Annotated in this window: 24 protein-coding genes; 8 read left to right on the forward strand and 16 right to left on the reverse strand. The window is 63.5% G+C overall.

What is annotated here, in order from left to right; translation table 11 throughout:
- Positions 1-15: 15 nt before the first annotated feature.
- Positions 16-780, reverse strand: coding sequence for a nickel pincer cofactor biosynthesis protein LarB (larB, locus tag IEY38_RS04105; protein ID WP_188975542.1), 765 nt, complete (start codon positions 778-780; stop codon positions 16-18).
- 289 nt (positions 781-1,069) lie between these two features.
- On the opposite strand from larB, the gene IEY38_RS04110 reads away from it, so the two are divergent.
- Positions 1,070-1,237, forward strand: a complete 168-nt coding sequence (locus tag IEY38_RS04110) for a hypothetical protein (protein WP_004517708.1) — start codon at positions 1,070-1,072, stop codon at positions 1,235-1,237.
- Between the two features lie 48 nt (positions 1,238-1,285).
- Here IEY38_RS04110 and rpiA read toward each other — a convergent pair whose 3' ends face one another.
- Positions 1,286-1,972: a ribose-5-phosphate isomerase RpiA gene (rpiA, locus tag IEY38_RS04115; RefSeq protein ID WP_188975544.1), complete on the reverse strand. Its 687-nt coding sequence runs from the start codon at positions 1,970-1,972 to the stop codon at positions 1,286-1,288.
- Positions 1,973-2,030: 58 nt separating this feature from the next.
- On the opposite strand from rpiA, the gene IEY38_RS04120 reads away from it, so the two are divergent.
- Positions 2,031-2,207: a hypothetical protein gene (locus IEY38_RS04120; RefSeq protein WP_229727287.1), complete on the forward strand. Its 177-nt coding sequence runs from the start codon at positions 2,031-2,033 to the stop codon at positions 2,205-2,207.
- An 82-nt stretch (positions 2,208-2,289) separates the two neighbouring features.
- Positions 2,290-3,606 (forward strand): phosphoglucosamine mutase, encoded by a 1,317-nt coding sequence (glmM, locus tag IEY38_RS04125; protein WP_188975546.1) that lies wholly within the window; start codon positions 2,290-2,292, stop codon positions 3,604-3,606.
- Positions 3,607-3,710: 104 nt separating this feature from the next.
- On the opposite strand, the gene IEY38_RS21920 is transcribed toward glmM, so the two are convergent.
- From IEY38_RS21920 to IEY38_RS04160, 8 genes are all read right to left on the reverse strand, one after another.
- Positions 3,711-3,869, reverse strand: coding sequence for a DUF7563 family protein (locus IEY38_RS21920; RefSeq protein WP_044952319.1), 159 nt, complete (start codon positions 3,867-3,869; stop codon positions 3,711-3,713).
- Between the two features lie 206 nt (positions 3,870-4,075).
- The gene (locus IEY38_RS04130; protein ID WP_188975548.1) at positions 4,076-4,660 is read right to left on the reverse strand and encodes a DUF7090 family protein; all 585 of its coding nucleotides are present in this window, start codon (positions 4,658-4,660) and stop codon (positions 4,076-4,078) included.
- A gap of 46 nt (positions 4,661-4,706) precedes the next feature.
- Positions 4,707-5,144 carry a DUF2391 family protein gene (locus IEY38_RS04135; protein WP_188975549.1) on the reverse strand — a complete coding sequence of 146 codons (438 nt, stop codon included), beginning with the start codon at positions 5,142-5,144 and terminating at the stop codon, positions 4,707-4,709.
- A 262-nt stretch (positions 5,145-5,406) separates the two neighbouring features.
- Complete coding sequence (gene upp, locus IEY38_RS04140) at positions 5,407-6,084, reverse strand: uracil phosphoribosyltransferase (protein ID WP_188975551.1); 678 nt, start codon at positions 6,082-6,084, stop codon at positions 5,407-5,409.
- 40 nt (positions 6,085-6,124) lie between these two features.
- Positions 6,125-8,926 (reverse strand): TRAP transporter permease, encoded by a 2,802-nt coding sequence (locus IEY38_RS04145; RefSeq protein WP_188975553.1) that lies wholly within the window; start codon positions 8,924-8,926, stop codon positions 6,125-6,127.
- Positions 8,923-9,411, reverse strand: coding sequence for a DUF1850 domain-containing protein (locus tag IEY38_RS04150; protein WP_188975555.1), 489 nt, complete (start codon positions 9,409-9,411; stop codon positions 8,923-8,925). The genes IEY38_RS04145 and IEY38_RS04150 overlap by 4 nt, the downstream gene beginning before the upstream one ends.
- Positions 9,412-9,472: 61 nt before the next feature.
- Positions 9,473-10,507 (reverse strand): TAXI family TRAP transporter solute-binding subunit, encoded by a 1,035-nt coding sequence (locus tag IEY38_RS04155; RefSeq protein ID WP_188975557.1) that lies wholly within the window; start codon positions 10,505-10,507, stop codon positions 9,473-9,475.
- A gap of 199 nt (positions 10,508-10,706) precedes the next feature.
- On the reverse strand, positions 10,707-11,399 hold the full coding sequence (locus IEY38_RS04160; RefSeq protein ID WP_188975559.1) for a type 1 glutamine amidotransferase domain-containing protein: 693 nt from the start codon (positions 11,397-11,399) through the stop codon (positions 10,707-10,709).
- Positions 11,400-11,657: 258 nt separating this feature from the next.
- Between IEY38_RS04160 and IEY38_RS04165 the strand changes: the two genes are divergently transcribed.
- The gene (locus IEY38_RS04165; protein WP_188975560.1) at positions 11,658-12,356 is read left to right on the forward strand and encodes a DUF5828 family protein; all 699 of its coding nucleotides are present in this window, start codon (positions 11,658-11,660) and stop codon (positions 12,354-12,356) included.
- A 194-nt stretch (positions 12,357-12,550) separates the two neighbouring features.
- Here the strand turns inward: IEY38_RS04165 and IEY38_RS04170 are convergent, their stop codons facing one another.
- Complete coding sequence (locus IEY38_RS04170) at positions 12,551-12,832, reverse strand: hypothetical protein (RefSeq protein WP_188975562.1); 282 nt, start codon at positions 12,830-12,832, stop codon at positions 12,551-12,553.
- Between the two features lie 125 nt (positions 12,833-12,957).
- On the opposite strand from IEY38_RS04170, the gene IEY38_RS04175 reads away from it, so the two are divergent.
- Positions 12,958-14,157 carry an inorganic phosphate transporter gene (locus tag IEY38_RS04175; protein WP_188975564.1) on the forward strand — a complete coding sequence of 400 codons (1,200 nt, stop codon included), beginning with the start codon at positions 12,958-12,960 and terminating at the stop codon, positions 14,155-14,157.
- Between the two features lie 4 nt (positions 14,158-14,161).
- Here the strand turns inward: IEY38_RS04175 and IEY38_RS04180 are convergent, their stop codons facing one another.
- The gene (locus IEY38_RS04180) at positions 14,162-14,377 is read right to left on the reverse strand and encodes a hypothetical protein (protein ID WP_188975566.1); all 216 of its coding nucleotides are present in this window, start codon (positions 14,375-14,377) and stop codon (positions 14,162-14,164) included.
- Between the two features lie 176 nt (positions 14,378-14,553).
- On the opposite strand from IEY38_RS04180, the gene IEY38_RS04185 reads away from it, so the two are divergent.
- Both IEY38_RS04185 and IEY38_RS04190 read left to right on the forward strand, forming a co-directional pair.
- A complete protein-coding gene (locus IEY38_RS04185) occupies positions 14,554-15,237 on the forward strand; it encodes a hypothetical protein (RefSeq protein ID WP_188975568.1) in 684 nt (227 codons plus the stop codon).
- The gene (locus tag IEY38_RS04190) at positions 15,234-15,833 is read left to right on the forward strand and encodes a hypothetical protein (RefSeq protein ID WP_188975570.1); all 600 of its coding nucleotides are present in this window, start codon (positions 15,234-15,236) and stop codon (positions 15,831-15,833) included. The genes IEY38_RS04185 and IEY38_RS04190 overlap by 4 nt, the downstream gene beginning before the upstream one ends.
- Before the next feature lie 40 nt (positions 15,834-15,873).
- Here IEY38_RS04190 and IEY38_RS04195 read toward each other — a convergent pair whose 3' ends face one another.
- From IEY38_RS04195 to IEY38_RS04205, 3 genes are all read right to left on the reverse strand, one after another.
- A complete protein-coding gene (locus IEY38_RS04195; RefSeq protein ID WP_188975572.1) occupies positions 15,874-17,769 on the reverse strand; it encodes a carbon starvation CstA family protein in 1,896 nt (631 codons plus the stop codon).
- Positions 17,770-17,943: 174 nt separating this feature from the next.
- Entirely contained in the window at positions 17,944-18,918 is a 975-nt protein-coding gene (locus IEY38_RS04200; RefSeq protein ID WP_188975574.1) for an ArsA family ATPase, read from the reverse strand.
- Positions 18,918-19,214, reverse strand: a complete 297-nt coding sequence (locus IEY38_RS04205) for a hypothetical protein (protein ID WP_004959670.1) — start codon at positions 19,212-19,214, stop codon at positions 18,918-18,920. The genes IEY38_RS04200 and IEY38_RS04205 overlap by 1 nt, the downstream gene beginning before the upstream one ends.
- Positions 19,215-19,359: 145 nt before the next feature.
- On the opposite strand from IEY38_RS04205, the gene IEY38_RS04210 reads away from it, so the two are divergent.
- Positions 19,360-20,616 carry a CobW family GTP-binding protein gene (locus tag IEY38_RS04210; protein ID WP_188975576.1) on the forward strand — a complete coding sequence of 419 codons (1,257 nt, stop codon included), beginning with the start codon at positions 19,360-19,362 and terminating at the stop codon, positions 20,614-20,616.
- Here IEY38_RS04210 and IEY38_RS04215 read toward each other — a convergent pair.
- Positions 20,613-20,819 (reverse strand): hypothetical protein, encoded by a 207-nt coding sequence (locus IEY38_RS04215; RefSeq protein WP_170096672.1) that lies wholly within the window; start codon positions 20,817-20,819, stop codon positions 20,613-20,615. The two genes, IEY38_RS04210 and IEY38_RS04215, sit on opposite strands and share 4 nt — an antisense overlap.
- Between the last annotated feature and the right edge of the window lie 39 nt (positions 20,820-20,858).

Raw genomic sequence — 20,858 nt, forward strand, 5'->3', positions numbered from 1 at the left:
GGTTCGGGAGAGTTCCTACGACCGTGCATTGTCGAGCTGTCTGGCGATTAGGCCGGCCTGCGTTCCGGCAGTGAAGCCGGCGTCGATGTTCACGACGGAGAGGGCAGTGCAGGACTGGAGCAGCCCCGAAAGGGCCGCTTCGCCCTCGCCGCCGTGGCCGTAGCCGGTCGAGACGGGCAGACCGATGACTGGCACGTCCACGAGACCGGCGACGACCGTCGGGAGCGCCCCTTCGCGACCCGCTGCGACGATGAGTACATCCTGGTCTCGGAAGCCATCGACCGCGTCTATCGTCCGGGCGAGGCTCGCAACGCCAACGTCGTCGATACGGGTCACGGTCGCGCCCATCTCCTCGACGATGAGCGCGGCCTCACCGGCTGGGACGGCGTCGGATGTCCCGGCGGTGACGATACCCACTGACGCGTCCAGCGACGGACGTTCGAACGCGGGTGTCGTCGCCACCAGCCAGTTCGAGCGGTCGTCCCAGCGAACTGTCGCATCCGGGGCGGTCTCGTCCAGTTGCTCCCGAATGGCCGTTGCAGTGGACGTGTCGAGCCGCGTCACGATAGCCCGGTCTGTCGTTTCGATAGCTGTCGCCGCCAGATCCGCTACTTCCGCCGGGGTCTTCCCGTCCGCGAGGACGGCTTCGGGAACGCCGGCGCGGTCCTCCCGAGCAGCGTCGAACCGACCGGCCCCGCTGGTCGCATAGCCCGCAAGCGCCGCCTCGGCCTCCGCCGGAGAGAGGTCGCCCGCCGCAACCGAATCGAGTATATCGCGCATAGGACTCATTCAGGGATACGACCACTCCTATCCGTCGGTCCGGGACAGGCGTAGTGCCCAAATCAGGGTCGGTCCTGTCGGAGCGCGCGTGAGCGACGCTCGGCCGGCGTAACGCGACAATAGCCGTCTGGGGCAGGCCAAAGGACGTATTCTGATGGATTCAGTCGGACACTATCGGCGATTTATAAGGGGTTATGTGTCGTATAATGCCTCAAACTGCCGGTAATAGGGTCTAGAGCGAACTAATTGGAGAAAGTATATAAGTAACCCCCGTCGATACCTCGTCTGTATGGCAGACCTAATCGTCAAAGCCGCCGTTAAGGAAGAGCTCAACGACATGAACGTAGCGTCCGACTTCTACGACGCACTCGACGAGGAAGTCGAGGAGCTGCTTCAGGACGCAGCCCGACGAGCTGACGAGAACGACCGGAAGACGGTCCAGCCGCGCGACCTGTAAGGTCGTTTCAGGCAGCATATTTTTTTGACGCAAGCCGGCTAGCGACAGCTATTCCGACAGCGGTCGAACGGTGACGCCGTCAGGAGTGCCGACGTGGATTTCGTCGGCCATGTCGACGAACAACCCGTGCTCGACGACACCGGGGAGTGCGGCGAGATCGCTGGCGAGCGCGGCGGGGTCGTCGATAGGCCCGAAGTTACAGTCGAGCACGAGGTTCCCGTTGTCGGTGACGACGGGGCCGTCCTTGCGCTCTGCACGGCGGAGTGCCGGATCGCCGCCCAGACTCTCGACTGATGCGGCGACCGTCGAGCGGGCCATCGAAAGCACTTCGATGGGGACAGGGTGTGAGAGCACGTCCGCCTCCTTCGTCGGGTCGGCGACGACGAGGAAGCGGTCGGCACTCGCGTCGACGATCTTCTCCCGGGCGTGCGCCGCGCCGCCACCTTTGATGAGATTGCCACCAGCCACTTCGTCGGCCCCGTCGATGGCGAGGTCGACCGACACATCGTCTAGATCCGCCAGCGGGATGCCACAGTCCCGGGCCAGCTGACGGGACTGAAACGACGTGGGGACGCCGACGACATCGAGTCCGGCGTCGACCGCCTGGCCGATAGCGCGGATAGCATGAGCCGCCGTCGACCCCGTGCCGAGGCCGACGACCATACCATCCTCGACTGCTTCGGCCGCCGATTCACCCGCTGCCTGTTTCGCCGCGTCGGAGCCACCCTGTTTCATGTGCGGTGGGTCGACAGACGCGGACAAAACGTTTGTTCTCCCGGCCGCAAGCGTCCGTATGGCAGAGTGCACGTACTGCGGCTGTCCGGTAGAGGCCCACGAGCCCGTTTTCCTCAGCGAGACGCCGGACGGGAAACCGACGGCGCAGTTCTGCAACTACGGCTGCCTGTCAGCGCACATCGACGATGCAGACCTGACGACCGGGACGGCCTGTGAGTGGTCGCCGACGGGGTAGCGGCGCGGTGTCGGAACCATCGGCCCACAACACCTGTCCGATGCCAGATGGGTTTTAGGGGCGGCCCGACCAGAAACCAGTAATGACACAGTTCGGAACGAGCGGGATTCGGGGCCCCGTCGGTGAGACGGTCACGGCCGAGTTGGCGCTCTCGGTGGGCCGGGCGCTTGGCATCGACCGCGAGCGAGTCGTCGTCGGCCGGGACCCGCGAGCGAGCGGCGAGTACCTGCAGGCGGCGCTAGTGGCCGGGCTCCGGGAGAGCGGCGTCGACGTGGTCGACCTCGGCGGCGCGGCGACGCCCACCATTGGACGAGCAGTGACGTGGCAGGACGCCGACGCCGGCGTCGCAGTGACGGCGAGTCACAACCCCCCGGAAGACAACGGCATCAAGCTCTGGCAGCCCAGCGGACAAGCCTTCGATTCAGACCTGCGGGCGACGATTGAGCAGCGACTAGCCGAGGATGCGTTCGAGCCAGCAGCCTGGGACGACGGCGGCGATATCGAATCCTGGGATGCCAGCCAGCGCCACGTCGACGCGCTGGTCACGGAAGTCGATGAGACGAACCTCGACAGCCACGTCGTCGTGGACCTCGGCAACGGCGCGGGCCGGGTCAGCGTCGACGCCCTCACCGAGCTGGGCTGTGCCGTCGAGACGCTCAACGGCCAGCCCGACGGTGCGTTCCCCGGTCGCCCCTCGGAACCGAAAGCCGAGCACTGCGAGTCGCTTTCGACGCTGGTGGCCGAGTCCGACGCCGACCTCGGCATCGCCCACGACGGCGACGCCGACCGGATGCGGGCGGTTGCGGCCGACGGGACCTTTCTCTCCGGCGACGTGTTGCTGGCCGTGTTCGCCCGTACCGCGGCGTCGCCGGGCGAGCGGGTCGCCGTCCCGGTCGATACGAGCCTCGCGGTCGAAGACTACCTCAACGACATCGACGTCTCTGTCGAGTACACCCCGGTCGGGGACGTGTACGTCGCCGAGGCCGCAAGCGCCGAGGGTGTCGCCTTCGGCGGCGAACCAAGCGGTGCGTGGATCTGGCCCGAGCGAACGCTGTGCCCGGACGGTCCGCTGGCGGCCTGTACCGCCGCGGCACTGGACAGCGAGCGCCCGCTAGGCGACCGCGCCGCCGACGTACCGGAGTACCCCATCCGCCGGGACAGCGTCGAAACCGACGAGAAGGAAGCGGTGATGGACCGCGTTCGGGAGACAGTGACCGATGCCTACGACGACGTGACGACACTCGATGGCGTCCGTGTCGACCTCGGCGACGCGTGGTTCCTCTTGCGGGCCAGCGGCACACAGCCGCTCGTTCGGATTACCGCCGAAGCCCGCGACCCAGACCGTGCTGATGCGGTGTTCGAGGAGGCACGCACACGCCTCACGGACGCGCTGGTATAGATGAAACGAGAATACCGGGAAAACAGCGGTTGGTAGCGAGTGTAGCCGGCGAGGAAAACGTCCCCGCAACCGTCAGGTCACAGGGCGGCAGTTCCTGACCGGTTCTATCCGCGACGTGTGGACCGGGCCTCACGGACGTCTGCCCCGTCGCGAATCTTGTCTTCGCACTGCGGACAGACTCTGGGCTTTTCGACCCCGTTCGGCGTGAACACACGCGCGTAGTCAGCCGTTACAAAATTACCGCAGTTCTGGCATTCCGGCATACAACCCTGTATGTGGGTTATACCCTCTTAATTGTTATTGGTTTGGTAAGAGTTCGCATACGGGGCGTTGGCGTCGCTACCGGGTGAAAACGCCATTTCGTTCGAAAGAGCGAAATGCCATCAGTGTACTCGATTAGGGAAGTAGTGTCGGTCAGCTGCCACAAATCGGTCGAAGGGGCGGTGGATTCCGGACAGAGTGTGTCGGGCTACGCCTCGAAGGTACTGGTGATGGTTCCGTCCTCAGACAGTTCGATGACACCGTCGAAGAGTTCCCGGAACGCCGCGACCGTCTCCTCGTCGTGGACCTCGTCGGCGAGGTGGAACATCCCGACGGCGTCGTACTCGTCCAGCAGGTCGAGGATATCTTCGACGGCCGACAGCGCGCCGTCCTCGTCAGCGTAGTAGATGAGTTCCGTCAGCGAGTCGAAGGTCACACGGAGTTTCCCGTCGCGTTCCTGCAGGAACGTCTCGGCCTCCGAGACAATCCCGGAGAGGTCGTCGGGCGCGGAAACGTATCGGACGCTTTCGGACTGGCGACGGGTGTAGCCGCGCTCGACCGACAGCGTGTCGAGGATGGTCGCTTTCGACTCGTCGACTTCGTAGTACTCCAGTTTCTGCTTGACCTCCCGGGCAGTGGTCCGGGTCGAGATGACGAGCATCGAGTCCGTGTCGGTCGCAAGGAAATCCGTGTCCAGTCGGTCCGTCTCGCCGGTACTCGGGTGCAGGAGCAGTATCCCTGTGCCACCCGGAACAGTCTCCGGCGCGTTGTCGATAGCCAGCGTGTACTCCATATGCACATCAAGGGGGGTGGCACCCAATTAAGTGTGCGGGTCACGGTCAGAATACGCTGTCTGCCGTCGCAGCCCCGACGACGCTGAAGATAGCACCGACAGTGATGGCCTTCAGTGTCGTCAGGAAGACGGCCATCGGCGTCGGGTCCGGGAGAATGCCACCGTTGACGAGGAACGTGTCAGGGGCGGTCAGCGCCACCGCGAGGATGGCGACCGACCCGAACGCGACACCCATCAGCGAGACGAACCGGATCGGGATACCGGCCACCTCCGCCTCGGTGTCCACGTCCCGGCCCGCGTCAGCCTTGTACAGCGCCCCGTAACCGATAGCGAACACGATACCCACGAGGAGAACCGCGTGATACCAGGACATGTTCTCGGCCAGCACCCACACCTCCTCGGTCACGACGAACGGTCCCGCGAGCAGGAACCCGCCGACGAGTTGCTGGGCGGTGTCCGCGACCCGGTATCGGCGTCGAACCATACTGGGTTGCTGTCCCGTCAGCAGGAAAGCCTCCCGGTCCGCCACTGCCCAGCAGGACCACGTCCAGTCCCGCAGGGCGGTTCACGGCCGTCGTTCTCGTTTCAACTGGACGGAAAATATGCTGCCGTCCCTCGGTTTCCAGGCGAAGTAAGGGGGTACAGTAGCTGTGGAAGGATGGAAAATCGCGACATCATCGGCTGATTCGGCCCGGATATAAAAATATTTCCTCTCTCCGTCGACAGGTCGAGCGGGCCGGGACGGCTTACGTCGTCCGGAAGGCGCGGTCACCGGCGTCGCCGAGCCCCGGAACGATGAATCCGTCATCATCGAGTTCGTCGTCGATAGCGACGCTGATGATGTCAGCGTCCGGTTGCGCCTCCGAAACGCGGACGATCCCCTCGGGTGCGGAAACCGCGGCTAGGACGAGCAGGTTCTCCGGCTCTGTCTTCTCTGAGGTGATGTAGTCCAGTACCGTGGCCATCGTTGACCCAGTTGCAAGCATCGGGTCCGCGATGATGACGGTGTCGTCCTCGGTGATTTCGGGCAGTTTGACGTACTCGACCGAGATCGGGAACTCGCCGTCGTCGTTCATCCCGGCGTCCTCGTCGCGGCTTGCGGAGATGACGCCCTGTCTGGCGCGGGGGAACGCTTTGAGCAGTCCCTCGACAAACGGCGTCGCAGCGCGAAGGACGTTGACGATGACCACGTCTTCGAGTCCTTTGACGCGCTCGCCCATCGTCGTGGTCAGCGGCGTCTGGATTTCCGTATATTCGGTCTCCATCCGGCCGTCGATGATCTCGTAGCCACAGATACGGCCGAGGCGGACCAGCCCCTTCCGGAACGCGACCTGTTCAGTCTCGACGTTTCGTATGCGTGTCAGTTCGTCTCGCGCCAGCGCGTGCGTGACGACGGAGGCGTCGCCGCGCTGCTCGATTGGCATATCGTGCCCGTTGACCCCCGATGGATTAAACGGTTCTCACTCACGCCGGCTCAGCCGTGCTTGACCGTACCGCAGGGTCACCGCCGCGCTGGCGGTTCTTGGCCATGAGGAAGAGGAACAAAGCCAGGCCGACACCACGGAGCACAACGTCGAGCAGCACCGTCACCTCACCACCGGCGATACCGACGAGTCCGAGGAGGTCGTACACACCGGACACCGCAAGACCGGGAGCCATCAGGAGTAGCGAACTGAACGCAAACGCCGCGCGCTCGCTTCGGGAGACCGGCGCGTACGCGAACCCAATAACCGTCGCGGCCAGCGCGACGACGCCAAGGAAGACGCCGATGACGGGGATCAGGATCTCGGGAATTGCGTAGCCGATATCGAGGAGGTCCGCGACTCCGACGACGTGGTATTTGTCCCCAATGTCGAGGCTGGCAGCGTCAGGGTTGCGCCGGAGCAGAATGATGCCCGGCGTGACGATGAACGCGAACGGCACGATGGCCTTGTTGAGCGACAGTGAGAACGCCTCGATACCAGTCTCGAAGGCGTCGGACTTCGCGACGCCGGAGGCGGCGTAGGCAGCCACTGCGACCGGCGGCGTGATGTCGGCGATGACGCCGAAGTAGAGGATAAACAGGTGCGCCGCGAGCAGTGGGACGCCGAACTCGGTCAGCGCCGGCGCGAGCAGTGAGACGAGGATGATGTAGGTTACCGTCGTCGGCATCCCCATTCCGAGGATGATCGAGGAGAACGCGGTGACGAGCAACAGCAGGACCAGCGAGCCGCCGGCGACGGTCGTGATAAGCGAGACGAGGTTCGGGCCGAGGCCGGAGACGCTGATGACGCCCGGAATGATGCCGGCGGCGGCGACGGCGATGACGACCGGGACCGCGGTTCTGGCCCCGCTCTCCATAGATTTCCCGACGAAAACGCCGAGCCTGTACAGCCCGTTCGAGGCCAGGTCTGGCCGGCCAACGGCGTCAGCGGTCGTTTTGGCGGTGTCGTCGACGGCACTGTCGAACGACAGCAACGGTGAGTCGAGCCGGGGACGGGTAATCAGGGTGAGGACGCCGGCGAGGATGATCAGCGTGCCGACGTTGCCAACTGCGGCCGAGAACGCGGAGCCAAGTGGTTGTGGGCCGGGCAGTGCAAGCGCACCCTCTGCTGTCAGGTCTGCGGCGACAAGGCCATCAATACGGTCGAACAGCGCCGGGAACGCTGTGGTAGCCTGTACGAACCGATTGAACAGGTATCCGAAGAGACCTTCGCCAGTGAAGTACTGCATGAGCGTCGTGAGCCCGAAGAGGGTCGCAAATGTAACTCCGAGTCGGGCACGCGTCTCGTCGCTGTAGGCCGCCACAAGTGCGATGAGCGCCCCGATTGCGATAAGCGTAAACCACGCCGAGCGGGAGACAGACAGTCGCTCGATGATGAGATAGTACAGCAGGAGGCCCAGCGGGACGAGGTAGAACCACCCGCTTTTGAAGTGGCTGCGGATGTCGACCAGTTCGGAGGGGTCAAGACCACCGATGTTCTCCTTGACCGCCTCGAAGTGGACCATCACCCAGACGCCGAAGAAGAACACAATAGCGGGAATCGTCGCGGCAACGATGACGTCAGCGAACGACGTCCCCGTGTACTGGACGATGAGGAACGCAGCGGCCCCCATCACCGGTGGGAGAATCTGACCGCCCGAGGAGGCAGATGCCTCGACACCGCCGGAGAACTCAGGCGAGTAGCCCGACCGCTTCATCAGCGGAATCGTGAACGCGCCCGTCGTCACCGTGTTCGCGATGGAGGACCCGGAGATGGTCCCCATAAATCCGCTGGCGAGGATGGACGCCTTCGCCGGGCCACCCTTCCGCGTGCCCGTCGCGCCGTACGCGAGGTCAATGAACCACTGCCCCGCGCCGGACATTTCGAGGAACGCGCCAAACAGGATGAAGATGTAGATGAACTGCACGGAGACGCTGACCGGAACCCCGAACACCCCGTTTTCCGTGTTGTACCAGAGGTTCTGGATGATAGAGGGCCAGGACAGTTCCGGGATGGAAAGTACGCCGACGTAGGCGGCGTCCTGCGGGATGAGGACACCGAAACGGGCGTAGACAACGAAGGCGGCGACGATAAACATCAGCCAGAGGCTGATCGCCCGACGGGTTGCTTCAAGGACAAGCAAGATGCCGACCACACCCAGTACGAATGCGTAGGAGGTGTCAGCGAGTGGTCCGAGCAGGCCCGCTATCGGCTCCAAGAAAGTGAACACTTCCTGAATGGGACGGCCGCTCTCAAGGCCCAGTGCGCGCATTCGACGGATCTCGTCGAAGTCAGTGATGAAGTACGCGGCCGACAGCGTCGACAGGATCATGAAAACGAAATCCGAAGGCGTCACACGGTCCATCTCGGCGTCGAGGAACGCCCAGGCGAGAGCATTCCCGATAGCGTGAACGACACGAGACACCGGATGCTCCTCACCGAGTTTTTGATCCACCAGCGACCCGAGCACAATGCAACGCCGGGAAAGCGGGCCATCGCCGGTGCTGCTAGGATACATCAAGAATGTCAAAATGAGGCCGAAGGCGACGTGAACGGCACGGATCTGGAGGTCTTGCAGTGACGCGAACACGACATCACCGACACCGGGGAGCGAGAGCGAGAGGACAAATCCTTTCGCCGCGATCCACATCTGAAACACTGAAAACGAGATGCCGATGAGCGCGACGAGGACAACTGCCCAGCCTGTGAGCGAGCGTTTCCGCTCAATCTCCTGCAGTACTTCATCAACTTCCTCGTCCGATACGGCCTCCCCGCCGTCGTCAGATTGTGCGTTTTCAGTCATGTGTTGAGCTGGTCTGTCGCGGCACCGAACGCCGAGCGCTGGGTCACGTAGAGGTGGACCGAGCGGCCGTTGGTGCGGGCTACCAAGTCGTAGGTTTCGGCTCCGACGTGAAGTTTATGTCCTGCAACATCACCGGGAGAGACTGTCACACGCGTGTAGTTGCCCGGCGGGTCGAAGACATACATCCCGTCCTCCAAAGTGACGTTGGCCCGACTCGGGAGCCCCCAGCCGAACGACTCGAACTCCATGCGGGTCATCTCGAGATGGTCGCCACGGACTGTGTACTCGTCGTAGACTCGTGTTTTTTCGACACTGTGCATGTATTCCAGCGCGACGATCGTGCCGTCTTCGACCGGAGCCGTTAGATACTGCTCACCGGTCTCGACGTCTTCAACGACCAATGCACGTCCACCGGGGAGCGCTGCTACTGTCCCGATGACGAGGAGGGCGACGAACACCGCGATAGCGACGTATTGTCGTCTCATTCCAGTTGATGAGTAATAGAAGGTGGTTAGTTAACGATACGGATAGCGTCAGCCGACAGCGTTATGCGTCGAAGTATGCCGCTGCGCCGGGGTGGAGTTCGATGGACATCCCGTCCTGTGCGGAGTCCTTGCTGATGAAGTCCGTCTTGATAGAGAGGTCGTCGACGTTGTCGAAGATAGCGGCAGTAACCGATTCGACCGTCCCTTCGGGCTGTTCGGCGTTCGTCGCAATCATCGCTTGAACGGCGATTGTTTCGACAGCCTCGTCAACGCCGGTGTAGGTGCCGGCAGGGATAGTGTCGTTAGCGAACCAGGAGGCGTCTTCCTTGGCCGCTTCGCGGTTGTCACCGGAGATCGGGACGATGACGAGGTCGTTGGTGTTCGCGAGGTCCTCGATAGCGCCGACGGGCCAGCCGCCGACGACGAACGCGGCGTCGATGTCGCCGTTCCGGAGCTGGTCGGCAGCCTGGGAGAACGAGGCGTTCTGCTCGGTGTAATCGGAGACGCCAACCGACTCCAGAATCTGGAGCGCGTTGACCTGGGTCCCGCTCCCGAGGTCGCCGGTGTTGATCGTCGCCCCTTCGAGGTCAGAGAGCTGTGTGATACCCGTGTCCGCGAGGGTGACGACTGTGATCGTCTCCGGGTACAGGGTCGCAACGCCGCGGAGGTTCTCGATGGCGTTGTCCTGGAACGCATCGATCCCCTCGCCGTTCTTCGCGAACGAGGCGATGTCGTTCTGGATGAGCGCGAAGTCGGCGTCGCCGCTGGCGAGGTTGCCAACGTTTTCGACGCTCGCACCGGTCGACTGGACGTTCAGCGTGAAGTCCGTGTTGTCCTCTACGACCGTCTTGAACTCGTTCGAGAGCGGGAAGTAGGTGCCACCGGTGCCGCCAGCGTGCCAGGAGAGGCGGGTCTCCGTCTCGCCTTCAGTCATCTCCCCTTCGGTCATCTCTCCTTCGGTCATTTCGCCGTCGCCTTCAGTCATCTCGCCGTCGCCGCCATCGCCACCGTCGCCGCCGCCACAACCGGCGAGAGCTGCGACACCTGCAACGCCTGCTGTTTTGAGGAACCGCCTGCGTGTGGAGTTGTTAGTCATACGTATGTCTACGTTGCACGGGGGCTTCAAGAAGGTTAGCTAGTACACAGTCGTTATTTGACTATATCGTGCGATAGCGTATGCCACTGTATTCTCCGGGACGGCGACTGCGTGGGAAAACGCACCCAGGCCGGACGTACTCGCTTCCGAGAAATTCAGCTGAATTGATGGGTTGCGGTGATCGGCGGGCGTCCGATCATCACGCCGACGTCTCGATACCGAGTTCGTCCAGCAGCGTCCGGGCGGCCGCAGCCGACGACGGCGGGCCACGAGCCGTGATGAGGTCACCGTCGACCGTGACGCTGGTGTCGGCATCGAGTTCGGCGTCCCAATCCGCACCGACGGCCTTCACTTCGTCTTCGACCCAGTACGGGAGCTTCCGGCCGTCGGGGAGCAGGTCGTTCTCGTCGACGATGCCTTCTTCCCAGGCGTTCGGGAAACCGGTGACCGAGCGGCCGTCGGCGAGGAACTCGCCGTCCCTATTGCGGGTGAAGGCCAGAATCCCGACTGTGTGACAGACGACGAGCGCCTTGCCGTCGTCGCCGGCGACGCTCTCGCGCAGCAGTTCACGGGCGTGGACATCCTGCGTGACATCCCACTCCGCGCCGTGGCCGCCGGGGAATACGACGGTGTCGTAGTCCTCAGCGTCGGCCTGTGCCAGTGGGATCGGGTTGTTCAGGCGCTCGTCGGTCTCGTGGACCTCTCGAACGTGCTCCGAGAGGTCTTCGCCGACTTCTTCTGGGTCGACGGAGCGTTCGTCAAGGACCGGCGGCTCGCCGGTCGGTGTCGCCACCGTGATATCTAGACCGGCGTCTGTGAGAGTTGTCAGCGGCTCGATACATTCCTCGCCCCAATAGCCGTGCTCGCTTACGACGAATAGTGCGGATGTCATCACAAGTACGTTCGCGTGCAATCCTTATAAACGGCCGTTCGGTGCTGAGCGAAGTAGGGTCAACAGGCAGGCGGCTCTGCAGTAGAAATACGTCGTCTTCGTCTCGATATTGAGGACTGGGGAGGAATACGGCGGGAGAGTATCACGTCTGTCGTCATGGCGGAAACGTTTAACCCCACTGAGCAGCAATCCGCTGTGTACAGATGGACAGCCCACTGCAGCAGATCCCGCGGCTGTCATAGACCGATCTATTATACCATGGCAGACATCGAAGAGAGCGTTTCAGGATTCAAGACGAAAGGCGGCTGGGTCGACATCGTCGAGCACGGCGAGCGCATCACACAAGCGCTGAAAGACATCGCTTCGGGCGAAGCCGTCGACGAGGACGCCCTCAGTGAGTTCGACGAGTGGCGACCCAAGAGCCACGAGCGACTGGACGAGGACGTCAACGAGAAGACCGCCGATCAGGCGAGCGTCGACGAGGGTAAGGGAGAACAGGCCGGTAAAGGGCCGGACGAGGACCTCCAGACCGCTGGCGAGAAGCTCAGCGAGTCCTACGAGAACCTCGACGAACCGGACGAGGCGATGGAACGCTGGAGCGAGTCCGTCGACTATGTCGCCCGCGCGGCTGACTCCGCCAGCCGGAAGGCCCTGCGGAAGGTCGAGGACACCGTCTACCGCAACGTGATGACCCAGATCGCCCCGTACTACTTCGACAACGACCTCATCAGCGCGAACCTCCGCCGCGTCGGTGACGGCGACCGCCCCGAGTACGTTTTCGAGGTCAACGTCAACGACGACGACCTGAAGATGCGCGTCTCGAACAAGCTCGCCGACTTCGAGCAAGCCGTCGACCGCTGGCACGTCGACACCGAGAAGGTCACCGAGGCCGCCGAGGCCGCTGAGGGTGTTGATGCGGTCGAGACGGGGGACGAGACGGACGCGAAAACGAACTAAGGCGGCGTCCCTGTCGCCGGCATCGGTTTTGCGTCCGAGAGGCGAAGACGAACTAAGCTCGCCGCCGGGCGAGCGGCATCGGCTTCCAGCATCGTCGACGCAAAGACGAACTAAGGCGGCGTCTCTGCCGCCGGCATCGGTTTTGCGTCCAAGAGGCGAAGACGAACGAAGCGCGAGCGTGGCCGTGCAGACGGTTAGATAGCGTCGTCGGGATCGTGTTTCTCGGCCATCCGCGTCGCTTCGGTCGCGTACTGCGTCTGCAGGTCCGGGTCGTCGACTAACCCGAGGTTGGCCGGGTCGGCGTCGACGGCGGCCGTCGTCTCCCGCACATCGGAAAACGAGGTCAGGGCCCGCTCCTTGCGGAAGTACTGTTCGCCGTCGGGCGTCGCGTACGTGAGGATGATGAGGTTCTGTTCGTCGTCGGAGTAGGTTCGTTCAACCAGCCAGACGCGGACAGTTTCTTCAGTGGCGGACATACGGGATTGAACTACGCACTGGCACCTGAACGTTTGCCCGTGACGCCCGCGTCAGTGTCGGCAGTCGCTCGTGGCGGGCGCGCGAACGGTAGGCTCATTGCAGGGCGGGGCAAACGCCGTGACAGATGGTCGCGACGAGTACGATTGTGACGCTTGTTGTCGCGTCAGCCGCGAGTCTGTTCATGGCCTGGGCCATCGGTGCCGGGTCGTCCGGGTCCACACCGTTCGCGCCGGCCGTCGGGGCGAACGCAATCTCGGTGATGCGGGCCGGGTTCTTCGTCGGTATCCTCGGGCTGGCTGGCGCGGTCTTGCAGGGGGCCAACGTCACAGAGGCCGTCGGGAGCGAACTCGTTCTGTTCCCGAGCGGCGGCGGCCTCTCGGCTATCGCCGCTATCGTCGCCCTCCTCACCGCAGCGGTGCTGGTCGCCGTGGGGATTTTCACTGGCTACCCCATCGCGACGGCGTTCACGGTCACCGGTGCGGTGGTCGGCGTCGGACTGGCGATTGGCGGCCAGCCGGCGACGGCCAAGTACATCGAAATCGTCTCGCTGTGGGTCCTGACTCCCTTCTTCGGCGGGTTGGTCGCCTTCGTGACAGCATGGTCGCTCCGGCACGAAGCCACGACCGAGGAACGGCTCGTGCCACTGCTGGGGGGGCTGGTCGGTGTGATTCTGGCGAATATCGAGTTCGTGCTGCTGGCACCGGGCAGTGAGCAGGCGTCGGTCGCCCGTGCCATCGCGCGGGCTGTTGGGACGCCGATACTCCCCTCGATGGTCGCCGCAACGCTCCTCATCGGGGTGCTCGCGGGGGGACTGCTGTACCTAGATATCAGGGCGGACGCGGCCGCCGGGCAGCGGCACTTCCTGCTAGTGATGGGCGGGCTCGTGGCCTTCTCCGCCGGGGGGAGTCAGGTCGGGCTGGCGCTGGGGCCGCTGGTGCCCCTGCTCGGCGAGGGGCCGACGGCAGCCATCCCCATCACTGGGGTTCTGTTGTTCGGCGGCCTCGGCCTCCTCATTGGGTCCTGGACGGGCGCACCGCGGATGATCAAAGCGCTGGCACAGGACTACTCCTCGCTCGGGCCGCGGCGCTCCATCGGCGCGCTGATTCCGAGCTTCATCATCGCACAGGCGGCTGTCTTCTTCGGCATCCCGGTGTCGTTCAACGAGATTATCGTCTCTGCTATCGTCGGCTCTGGCGCGGCCGCCGGCGGCGGCGAAGTCAGCCGGGAGAAGATGGGCAAGACAGTGCTGGCCTGGGTCGGGTCGCTCGCACTGGCGTTCGGGCTGAGCTACGGGCTGTTCTGGGTTATCGACGCGGTGCTCTGATCGGTCAGCGACCCCAGACGTAGCGACTGACGACCTCGTTCATTCTGGTCGAAAGATGGCCCATCCAGGCCTCGGGCGAGACGCGCTCGATGTCGTGCTGGTCGACCTCGATGCGATCATCGCCGAACGGGTCGTGAGGTTTCTCGCCCTCGGTTTCGTCGACGGCATCGACGACGACGGTCATCGAGCAGCGGCCGCAGGCTTCGGTGCCTTTCACCATGATTGTTAGTGAGTAATTGAAAGGCCAGCATCAAAAACCTGCCGCGGCGGTCGTGTACGGCCCGTGAACGACCGTCGGCTGACCGACGGGCTTAAGACGCCGACACGGCATCGCCATGATATGACTTACCGCGGCAGGCGAGCAGTACGAACTGAACGCCCACGGAACGCACGACGATGAGCGAGGAATCCAAGTCCACGTCGGGCGAGGAGCCGCCGGACTACGGCGCGGATGACTGGGAGGACCCCGTCACTGGGGCGGTCCCGAAATCTGAGCTGCCCGACGAAATTATCGAGGAGGTGCCACACTGGACAGACGACCCGTACTTCGACCGGGTGAGCGACCGCCTGATGTACAACTACACGCTGGAGCGGGATCACCAGCTCCGGGGCGAGCGCTGGGACCTCTACGGCGAGATGCGGGTCCTCAACCAGAAGCAGTTCTTCCACCCGGCGCTGTCCTACGGCGACCACGAGTCCGAGGAGTACCTCTACGCCCGCCGCGTCGACCGGCCGACAGTTGGCGAACTGAAGCGGCTGGTCGAACTCGGCCACGACCTGGCCGACAAGCGGGTCACGCCGAACGAAGAGCACTACCGAACTGACTTCACGTTCGTCCTCGTCGCCGACGAGTTACCCGACGAGGTTCGGTCGTTCGTTGAGAGCCAGCGCGAGCGCACGCTACTGAAATACGGCTACTACGGTCACTACGAGGTCAATCTGGGCGTCGTCGTTCCGGACAAGCAGGAGGCTGTCGCCGGCGAAGCCGCCGACGTGGTCGAAGCGTTCGTCCTCTGGGAAGACGTGACCCAGCCCGAGGAAGGAGTGCTGTCGCGGCTTGCCAAGCGGTTCTGGAAATGACGCCCCCGACACGCCGCGGTTTTGTCGTCGCCTGTACGGCCACGCTGGCCGGTTGTGGCATCCTGCCAGAAGAGAGCGAGCCGATCGAAGCCAGTGCGACCTCACCGGCGGAGCTCCCCGAATCCAGCGACTACTCGCTCGTTATCGAGGACAGCCCCACCATTGAGACGACAGTGACGGTCGACTTCTCGGGTGACGTGCAGTTGACCTCGCACCAGAACGTGATTGCGACCGTGTTCCGGCGCGTCTACGAGTCAGCGGGCGGGGAGCGGTTCGGCCTCCTGACGGCCCCGGCCGTCCAGGTCGTCGACCAGCCCGAGGTCGTCCGTGACCCGTTGACGGCGGTGGACAGCGTCCGGGTCGTTTCGCTTGCGATGGATGCCGATGTGGACACCGTTTCGGAGTGGCGCGAAAGCGACTCGGCAACGCTTCTGGGGACCGAAACGACACTGATGACAGCGACAGCAACGGTCGACGGCAGCGAGCGGGACATCGCTCGGGTTCGTGTCCGTGCCGATGAGGACTCGGTGACGGCGATAGCGGCTGCCCCGGACGACACCGTACCGCCGTTTGGCGCAGTCACGCGGGACGCGTAGCTTGCGCTTCCGACGGTGGAAAACGGAGAAGGAACCGCTGTCAGTCGTCGCTCGGTTCGACGGCACCGCCGCCGTAGCTCTCGCGGACGGTGCTGATGTTGTCGTATCCCTTCTTGACCAGCGCCAGAGCGAGGCCGATGAGGACTAAGGCCAGTACTATCTGGACTACTGAGGAAGCGATGGCTGCAGTACTCTCTGCACCGCCCTGAATGAGGTTCTGGTAGAGGTTGCTGTAGAACGCCAGCCAGGACAGCCCCAATATAGTGATAGTTGTCATGATGGCCATCGGGACACCTGTGGAGTACAGCTGCTTGCTGTCGTCCCAGTTCGCGAGCCAGACAGTCGCGGTCAGCAGCGCCAGTGCCGCGAGCAGCTGGTTCGCACCGCCGAACAGGGCCCACAACGTGAGCCACTCGCCGGAGATGACCATCAGATAGGCCGGGATGGCCTGCACGAGCGGGTTCGTGTAGCGGCCGCGTCCGATTTCGCCGAGGGTCGAACGGATGCCACCACCGACGTTGAAACCGGAAGACGTCTCACCCGCCTGGAGGCCGACAATCTCCTCCATCATGTACCGACCGAGTCGGACGGCCGTGTCCGTGGAGGTCAGCAGGAAGCTCACCAGCACGAGCGCCATGAACGGCGCGCCGAAGCTCTGAGGGATACCGAGGCTGGTGAAGATGATGCCACCACCCGTCGCGAAGTTTGGCAGCGCGTTCCCGATACCGCCGCCAGCGGCAGATTCGGCGAAGCCGGCCACGGCGAGCGTTGACAGTGCGACGGCGGCCAGCAGTCCCTCACCGAGCATCCCACCGTATCCGATAAGGCGGGCGTCGGTCTCTTTGTTCAACTGCTTGGCTGTCGTTCCGGAGGACACCAGCGAGTGGAAGCCACTGATCGTCCCACAGGCGATTGTAATGAACAGCAGCGGGAACAGCGGTGCGAGGCCAGCGCCCTCGATACCCCAGAAGCCGTTGAACGCACCCATCGAGTCCGCGATGACCAGCGAGCCGGTCTCGGTGGCAGCCGTGCCGAAAATCGTGCCCACGATGACAGCGACCAGCGAGCCGCCAACGCCAGCGTACAGCAGGAATGACGACAGGTAGTCACGCGGCTGGAGCAGTACCCACACCGGGAGCGCGCTCGCAATGCCCGCGTACACCATGATTATCGGCACCCACGCCGCACTGTTGGGATTCGTCGCAGATGCCCCAGGTATCCACTGCCCGCTGCCCAGACCCAGAACGTCCGCGAGCACAAGCGTGCCTGCGGGGTAGCTCGCGTCGCCGACGGCCGGGAACAGCGCGAACGGGTACTGAATGCCTGCGTACACTCCGGCAAACACCAGCGTCACGAACACGATGGTTCCGGGCAGGAACGGCCCGTTCAGTTGATAGAGGTACACACCCAGTAGCAGGGCCAGTACAATGTAGACGGTGCTCGCAGTCGTCACCTGTGGGTACGCATCGAACACAATGGCGACCACCAGCGCGAACACTCCGACAACGAGGATAATCGTCAGGAACGCGAACCACAGTAGCATGTTCTTCCCACCCTCGCCGACGTACTCACCGACGATGTAGCCGATGGACTTCCCCTCGTGTCGGAGCGACCCCGACAGTGAGACGAAGTCGTGGACGCTGCCCATCAGCGGGTTGCCGATGGCGATCCACAGCAGTGCGGGAACCCATCCCCAGATGGCCCCCGCAGTAATCGGTCCGACAATCGGTGCCCCACCCGCGATACTTGAGTAGTGGTGACCCAGCAACACCGGTTTCTTCGATGGCACGTATTCCTGCCCGTCTTCGTACTTGTGTGCCGGTGTCTCGTTGTCGTTGTCGAGTTCGAGGAACCGCGCGAGGTACTTCGAATACCCCAGATACCCCACGCTGAACGTCACCAGTACTGCCAGGACGATCCAGATTACCTGTGTCATGTATATGCATGAATGGTAACCAACATCAAGCTATTAATAGTTATTATATATTTCCTACATATATTAAGTCCGTCAGAATACGCTCGGTCACACGGCTTCGACTATCAACGAAAATCTAATATCTGATTACTTATCGGTTATGCGCGGCCCACACATGAGCGGCTGGCCGCCGGCTCAGACGAACGTCGGCACCTCAGCGGCCGTCTCGACGTCGAGTTCGGCTGCGACATCGTCGAGCAGGTCGCCTTTCACCTCCGCCGTACGGGTCGTGATTTCCGCGACTAGCGGCGGGTCGAGCGTCTCACGGACCTCCTGTAGCCGTTCGTTCTCGGTGGCGACGCGGTCTCGGAGATAGCGAGCCCCACGGCCGTTCTCGTCGGGGTCCGGTTCGGGCGTGAGCTTGTTCGCGACGAGGCCCCGAACCGAGAGGTCGCGCTCCCGCATCTCGGCGATAGCGCGCCGCGTCTCGTTGACCGAGAGCTGGTCGGGGTTGAGCACGAGGAAGAAGGCGGCGTCGGCCTGAAGCGCGCCGCCGGCGAACTCGAAGAACTCCTTGCGGTCTTGCAGGCGGGCCAGCACCGGGTCGCCGTCCATCACGCGCCGGGGTTCGTTGTTGCCGATAGCGGCCTTCTCGAAGAGGTCGATGCTCTTCTCGCGTTTGTGCATCAGCCGGTCGATCCACCCTTCGAGGAACTCCGGCAGGCCGAGCAGTCGGAGCGTGCTGCCGGTCGGCGACGTGTCGAAGACGACCCGGTCGTACGGGTCGGCGTTGCGCATCACGTCGACGAAGCGGTCGAACAGCGCCGACTCGTAGGCCCCTGGCGTCTGGTGGGCCATCTCTAGCTGCTGGTTGATTTCGTTGACCATCGCCGCCGACACCTGCTCGGAGAGGTCGTTACGGATGCCGTTGAGGTGGCGCTGGGTCTCGGTTTCGGGGTCGATCTCCATCGCATCGAGGCCGTCGATGCTCTCGACGGATTCCGGATCGTCGCTGAACGACTGGTCGAACACGTCCGTGACGGAGTGGGCCGGGTCCGTCGAGACGACGAGCGTGTCGAGGCCGGCTCGCGCTGATTTGACGCCGTAGGCACAGGAGACAGTGGTCTTGCCGACACCGCCCTTGCCGCCGAAGAAGACGAACGGCTCCATCAGAAGTGGTACTGCTGACCCTTGCGTTCGATGTACGACCCCCGGTCCCACAGCCGCCGCTCCCAAGCCTCGAAGGTGTCTTCGAGGTACGGCAGCAGTTCGGCGGTGTAGTACGACACCGGCGACGGGATGCCGAAGGCGTCGGGGAAACAGGCCAGCATGAACGCGTCCTCGATGTCCTCGGCCTCCTTCTCGATTTTCTCGTAGGCCGGGTGCGTTATCATACCGTGGTACAGTCCGCGGGCCCACTCCCGTAGCGTCCGGCGAAAGCGCTCGATTCGGTCGGCCAGTTCCATCGTGGGTCATGTGTGCGAGAGGCACAGAGTAAAAGCTGTCGCAGTTACCCGTCGACAGTACCCAGCCGCCGTGCCGGGACAGCGGTCGTGTTCGGCTGCCGGAAACGAGGCGCGATTTGAAGGGAGCCGGCCCACAACGAGGGGTATGCGCGACACCATTCCCGTCACGATTCTTTCCGGAAGCCTCGGGGCCGGGAAGACGACGCTACTGAATCACCTGTTGACAGAGGCCGGCGACCGCGACATCGCCGTCCTCGTCAACGACATGGGAACCGTCAACGTCGACGCGGAACTCATCGCCGAGGGGTCCGAACTCGACGTGGACGACGGCGTCGCGGAGCTATCGAACGGCTGTATCTGCTGTGAACTGCAGGACGACCTCGAAACCGCAGTCGTCCGGCTGGCGGACGACCGTGACTTCGACGCGCTCGTTGTCGAGTCCTCTGGTATCTCCGAGCCAGCGCCCGTCGCGCGGCTGTTCACAACTGAATCGCGCGTGGCGGCGCTCTATCGCGTCGATACGCTTGTGACGGTGCTGGATACCCGGCTGTTTCTCGACTCGTTCGCTGGCGAGACGCCCGAGCGCCGAGGGACTGTGGAAGCGAACGCCGATGGAGACAGCGACGCCGACCGCCCGCTGTCGGACCTCATGGTCGAACAGGTCGAACTCTCGAACCTCGTCGTGCTGAACAAGACGGACCTCTGTACGGACGAGGAACTGGACGAAGCCGAGGAACTGGTGGGGGCGCTCCAGCCCGACGCCGAGACCATCCGAACGACCTTCTCACAGGTCGACCCCGACCAGCTGTTCGACCGCGCGCTGTTCGACCAGAACGAAATCAACGACCTACCGGGCTGGAAGCGAGCACTGGCCGAAAGTGGGCATAGTCACGACCACGATGCCAAGGACGATACAGACGGCACTGGCCACGGACACGACGACCACCACCACCATCCCGAAGAGGTGTACGGCGTCACCTCCTTCACGTATCGCCGCCGTCAGCCGTTCCACCCCGATCGACTCGCCGACGTGCTGCGGGGTCTGCCGTCGGGAGTCGTTCGTTCGAAAGGGACCGTCTGGCTGGCGGGTGCAGAGCTACGGGTCGTCATCGGGCAGGCCGGCCCCTCGATACGGGCGGAAGCACAGGGGCCTTGGATTGCGAGTCTGCCCGAAGTCGAGCGGGATATGTACCGCTCGAACCGGCCGGACCTCGACTGGCACGACGAACACGGCGACCGACGGACGGAACTGGTGTTCATCGGAACCGATTACGACGAGGAATCCCTTCGGACGGCGCTCGACGACGCGCTCGTCACAGACGAAGAATGGACGGACAGCGAGTCGCTCACCGGACCGTTCCCGGCGGAACAGGGCGAGGAGACGGTGATACGGAGCCCCTAGCAGGCGCAGTCACGACCGGCCGCGCGCTCGAAGCGCATCTCCTCGCCACAGTCCGGACAGACCGGCTCACCCTCCAGTTCGACGTCTCTGATGCGAACGCCACAGTCGTCACACCAGTACGCCCCTTTCGACCCATCGTCGGGGCGGGACTTCGTCTCCGGCTGTGAGGTGAGTGCCTCCTTGACGCTGTCGAGGATGCTCATGATCGTATATTGAGATTACAGCTACTAAACGTATCGTGG

Source organism: Haloarcula sebkhae, from assembly GCF_014647415.1.
Taxonomy (GTDB): Archaea; Halobacteriota; Halobacteria; order Halobacteriales; family Haloarculaceae; genus Haloarcula; species Haloarcula sebkhae.

Excerpts from the sequence above, each read along its gene's own strand:
- larB (WP_188975542.1), bottom strand. The coding sequence starts at position 780 with ATGCGCGATATACTCGATTCGGTTGCGGCGGGCGACCTCTCTCCGGCG.
- IEY38_RS04110 (WP_004517708.1), top strand. The coding sequence starts at position 1,070 with ATGGCAGACCTAATCGTCAAAGCCGCCGTTAAGGAAGAGCTCAACGAC.
- rpiA (WP_188975544.1), bottom strand. The coding sequence starts at position 1,972 with ATGAAACAGGGTGGCTCCGACGCGGCGAAACAGGCAGCGGGTGAATCG.
- IEY38_RS04120 (WP_229727287.1), top strand. The coding sequence starts at position 2,031 with ATGGCAGAGTGCACGTACTGCGGCTGTCCGGTAGAGGCCCACGAGCCC.
- glmM (WP_188975546.1), top strand. The coding sequence starts at position 2,290 with ATGACACAGTTCGGAACGAGCGGGATTCGGGGCCCCGTCGGTGAGACG.
- IEY38_RS21920 (WP_044952319.1), bottom strand. The coding sequence starts at position 3,869 with ATGCCGGAATGCCAGAACTGCGGTAATTTTGTAACGGCTGACTACGCG.
- IEY38_RS04130 (WP_188975548.1), bottom strand. The coding sequence starts at position 4,660 with ATGGAGTACACGCTGGCTATCGACAACGCGCCGGAGACTGTTCCGGGT.
- IEY38_RS04135 (WP_188975549.1), bottom strand. The coding sequence starts at position 5,144 with ATGGTTCGACGCCGATACCGGGTCGCGGACACCGCCCAGCAACTCGTC.
- upp (WP_188975551.1), bottom strand. The coding sequence starts at position 6,084 with ATGCCAATCGAGCAGCGCGGCGACGCCTCCGTCGTCACGCACGCGCTG.
- IEY38_RS04145 (WP_188975553.1), bottom strand. The coding sequence starts at position 8,926 with ATGACTGAAAACGCACAATCTGACGACGGCGGGGAGGCCGTATCGGAC.
- IEY38_RS04150 (WP_188975555.1), bottom strand. The coding sequence starts at position 9,411 with ATGAGACGACAATACGTCGCTATCGCGGTGTTCGTCGCCCTCCTCGTC.
- IEY38_RS04155 (WP_188975557.1), bottom strand. The coding sequence starts at position 10,507 with ATGACTAACAACTCCACACGCAGGCGGTTCCTCAAAACAGCAGGCGTT.
- IEY38_RS04160 (WP_188975559.1), bottom strand. The coding sequence starts at position 11,399 with ATGACATCCGCACTATTCGTCGTAAGCGAGCACGGCTATTGGGGCGAG.
- IEY38_RS04165 (WP_188975560.1), top strand. The coding sequence starts at position 11,658 with ATGGCAGACATCGAAGAGAGCGTTTCAGGATTCAAGACGAAAGGCGGC.
- IEY38_RS04170 (WP_188975562.1), bottom strand. The coding sequence starts at position 12,832 with ATGTCCGCCACTGAAGAAACTGTCCGCGTCTGGCTGGTTGAACGAACC.
- IEY38_RS04175 (WP_188975564.1), top strand. The coding sequence starts at position 12,958 with ATGGTCGCGACGAGTACGATTGTGACGCTTGTTGTCGCGTCAGCCGCG.
- IEY38_RS04180 (WP_188975566.1), bottom strand. The coding sequence starts at position 14,377 with ATGGTGAAAGGCACCGAAGCCTGCGGCCGCTGCTCGATGACCGTCGTC.
- IEY38_RS04185 (WP_188975568.1), top strand. The coding sequence starts at position 14,554 with ATGAGCGAGGAATCCAAGTCCACGTCGGGCGAGGAGCCGCCGGACTAC.
- IEY38_RS04190 (WP_188975570.1), top strand. The coding sequence starts at position 15,234 with ATGACGCCCCCGACACGCCGCGGTTTTGTCGTCGCCTGTACGGCCACG.
- IEY38_RS04195 (WP_188975572.1), bottom strand. The coding sequence starts at position 17,769 with ATGACACAGGTAATCTGGATCGTCCTGGCAGTACTGGTGACGTTCAGC.
- IEY38_RS04200 (WP_188975574.1), bottom strand. The coding sequence starts at position 18,918 with ATGGAGCCGTTCGTCTTCTTCGGCGGCAAGGGCGGTGTCGGCAAGACC.
- IEY38_RS04205 (WP_004959670.1), bottom strand. The coding sequence starts at position 19,214 with ATGGAACTGGCCGACCGAATCGAGCGCTTTCGCCGGACGCTACGGGAG.
- IEY38_RS04210 (WP_188975576.1), top strand. The coding sequence starts at position 19,360 with ATGCGCGACACCATTCCCGTCACGATTCTTTCCGGAAGCCTCGGGGCC.
- IEY38_RS04215 (WP_170096672.1), bottom strand. The coding sequence starts at position 20,819 with ATGAGCATCCTCGACAGCGTCAAGGAGGCACTCACCTCACAGCCGGAG.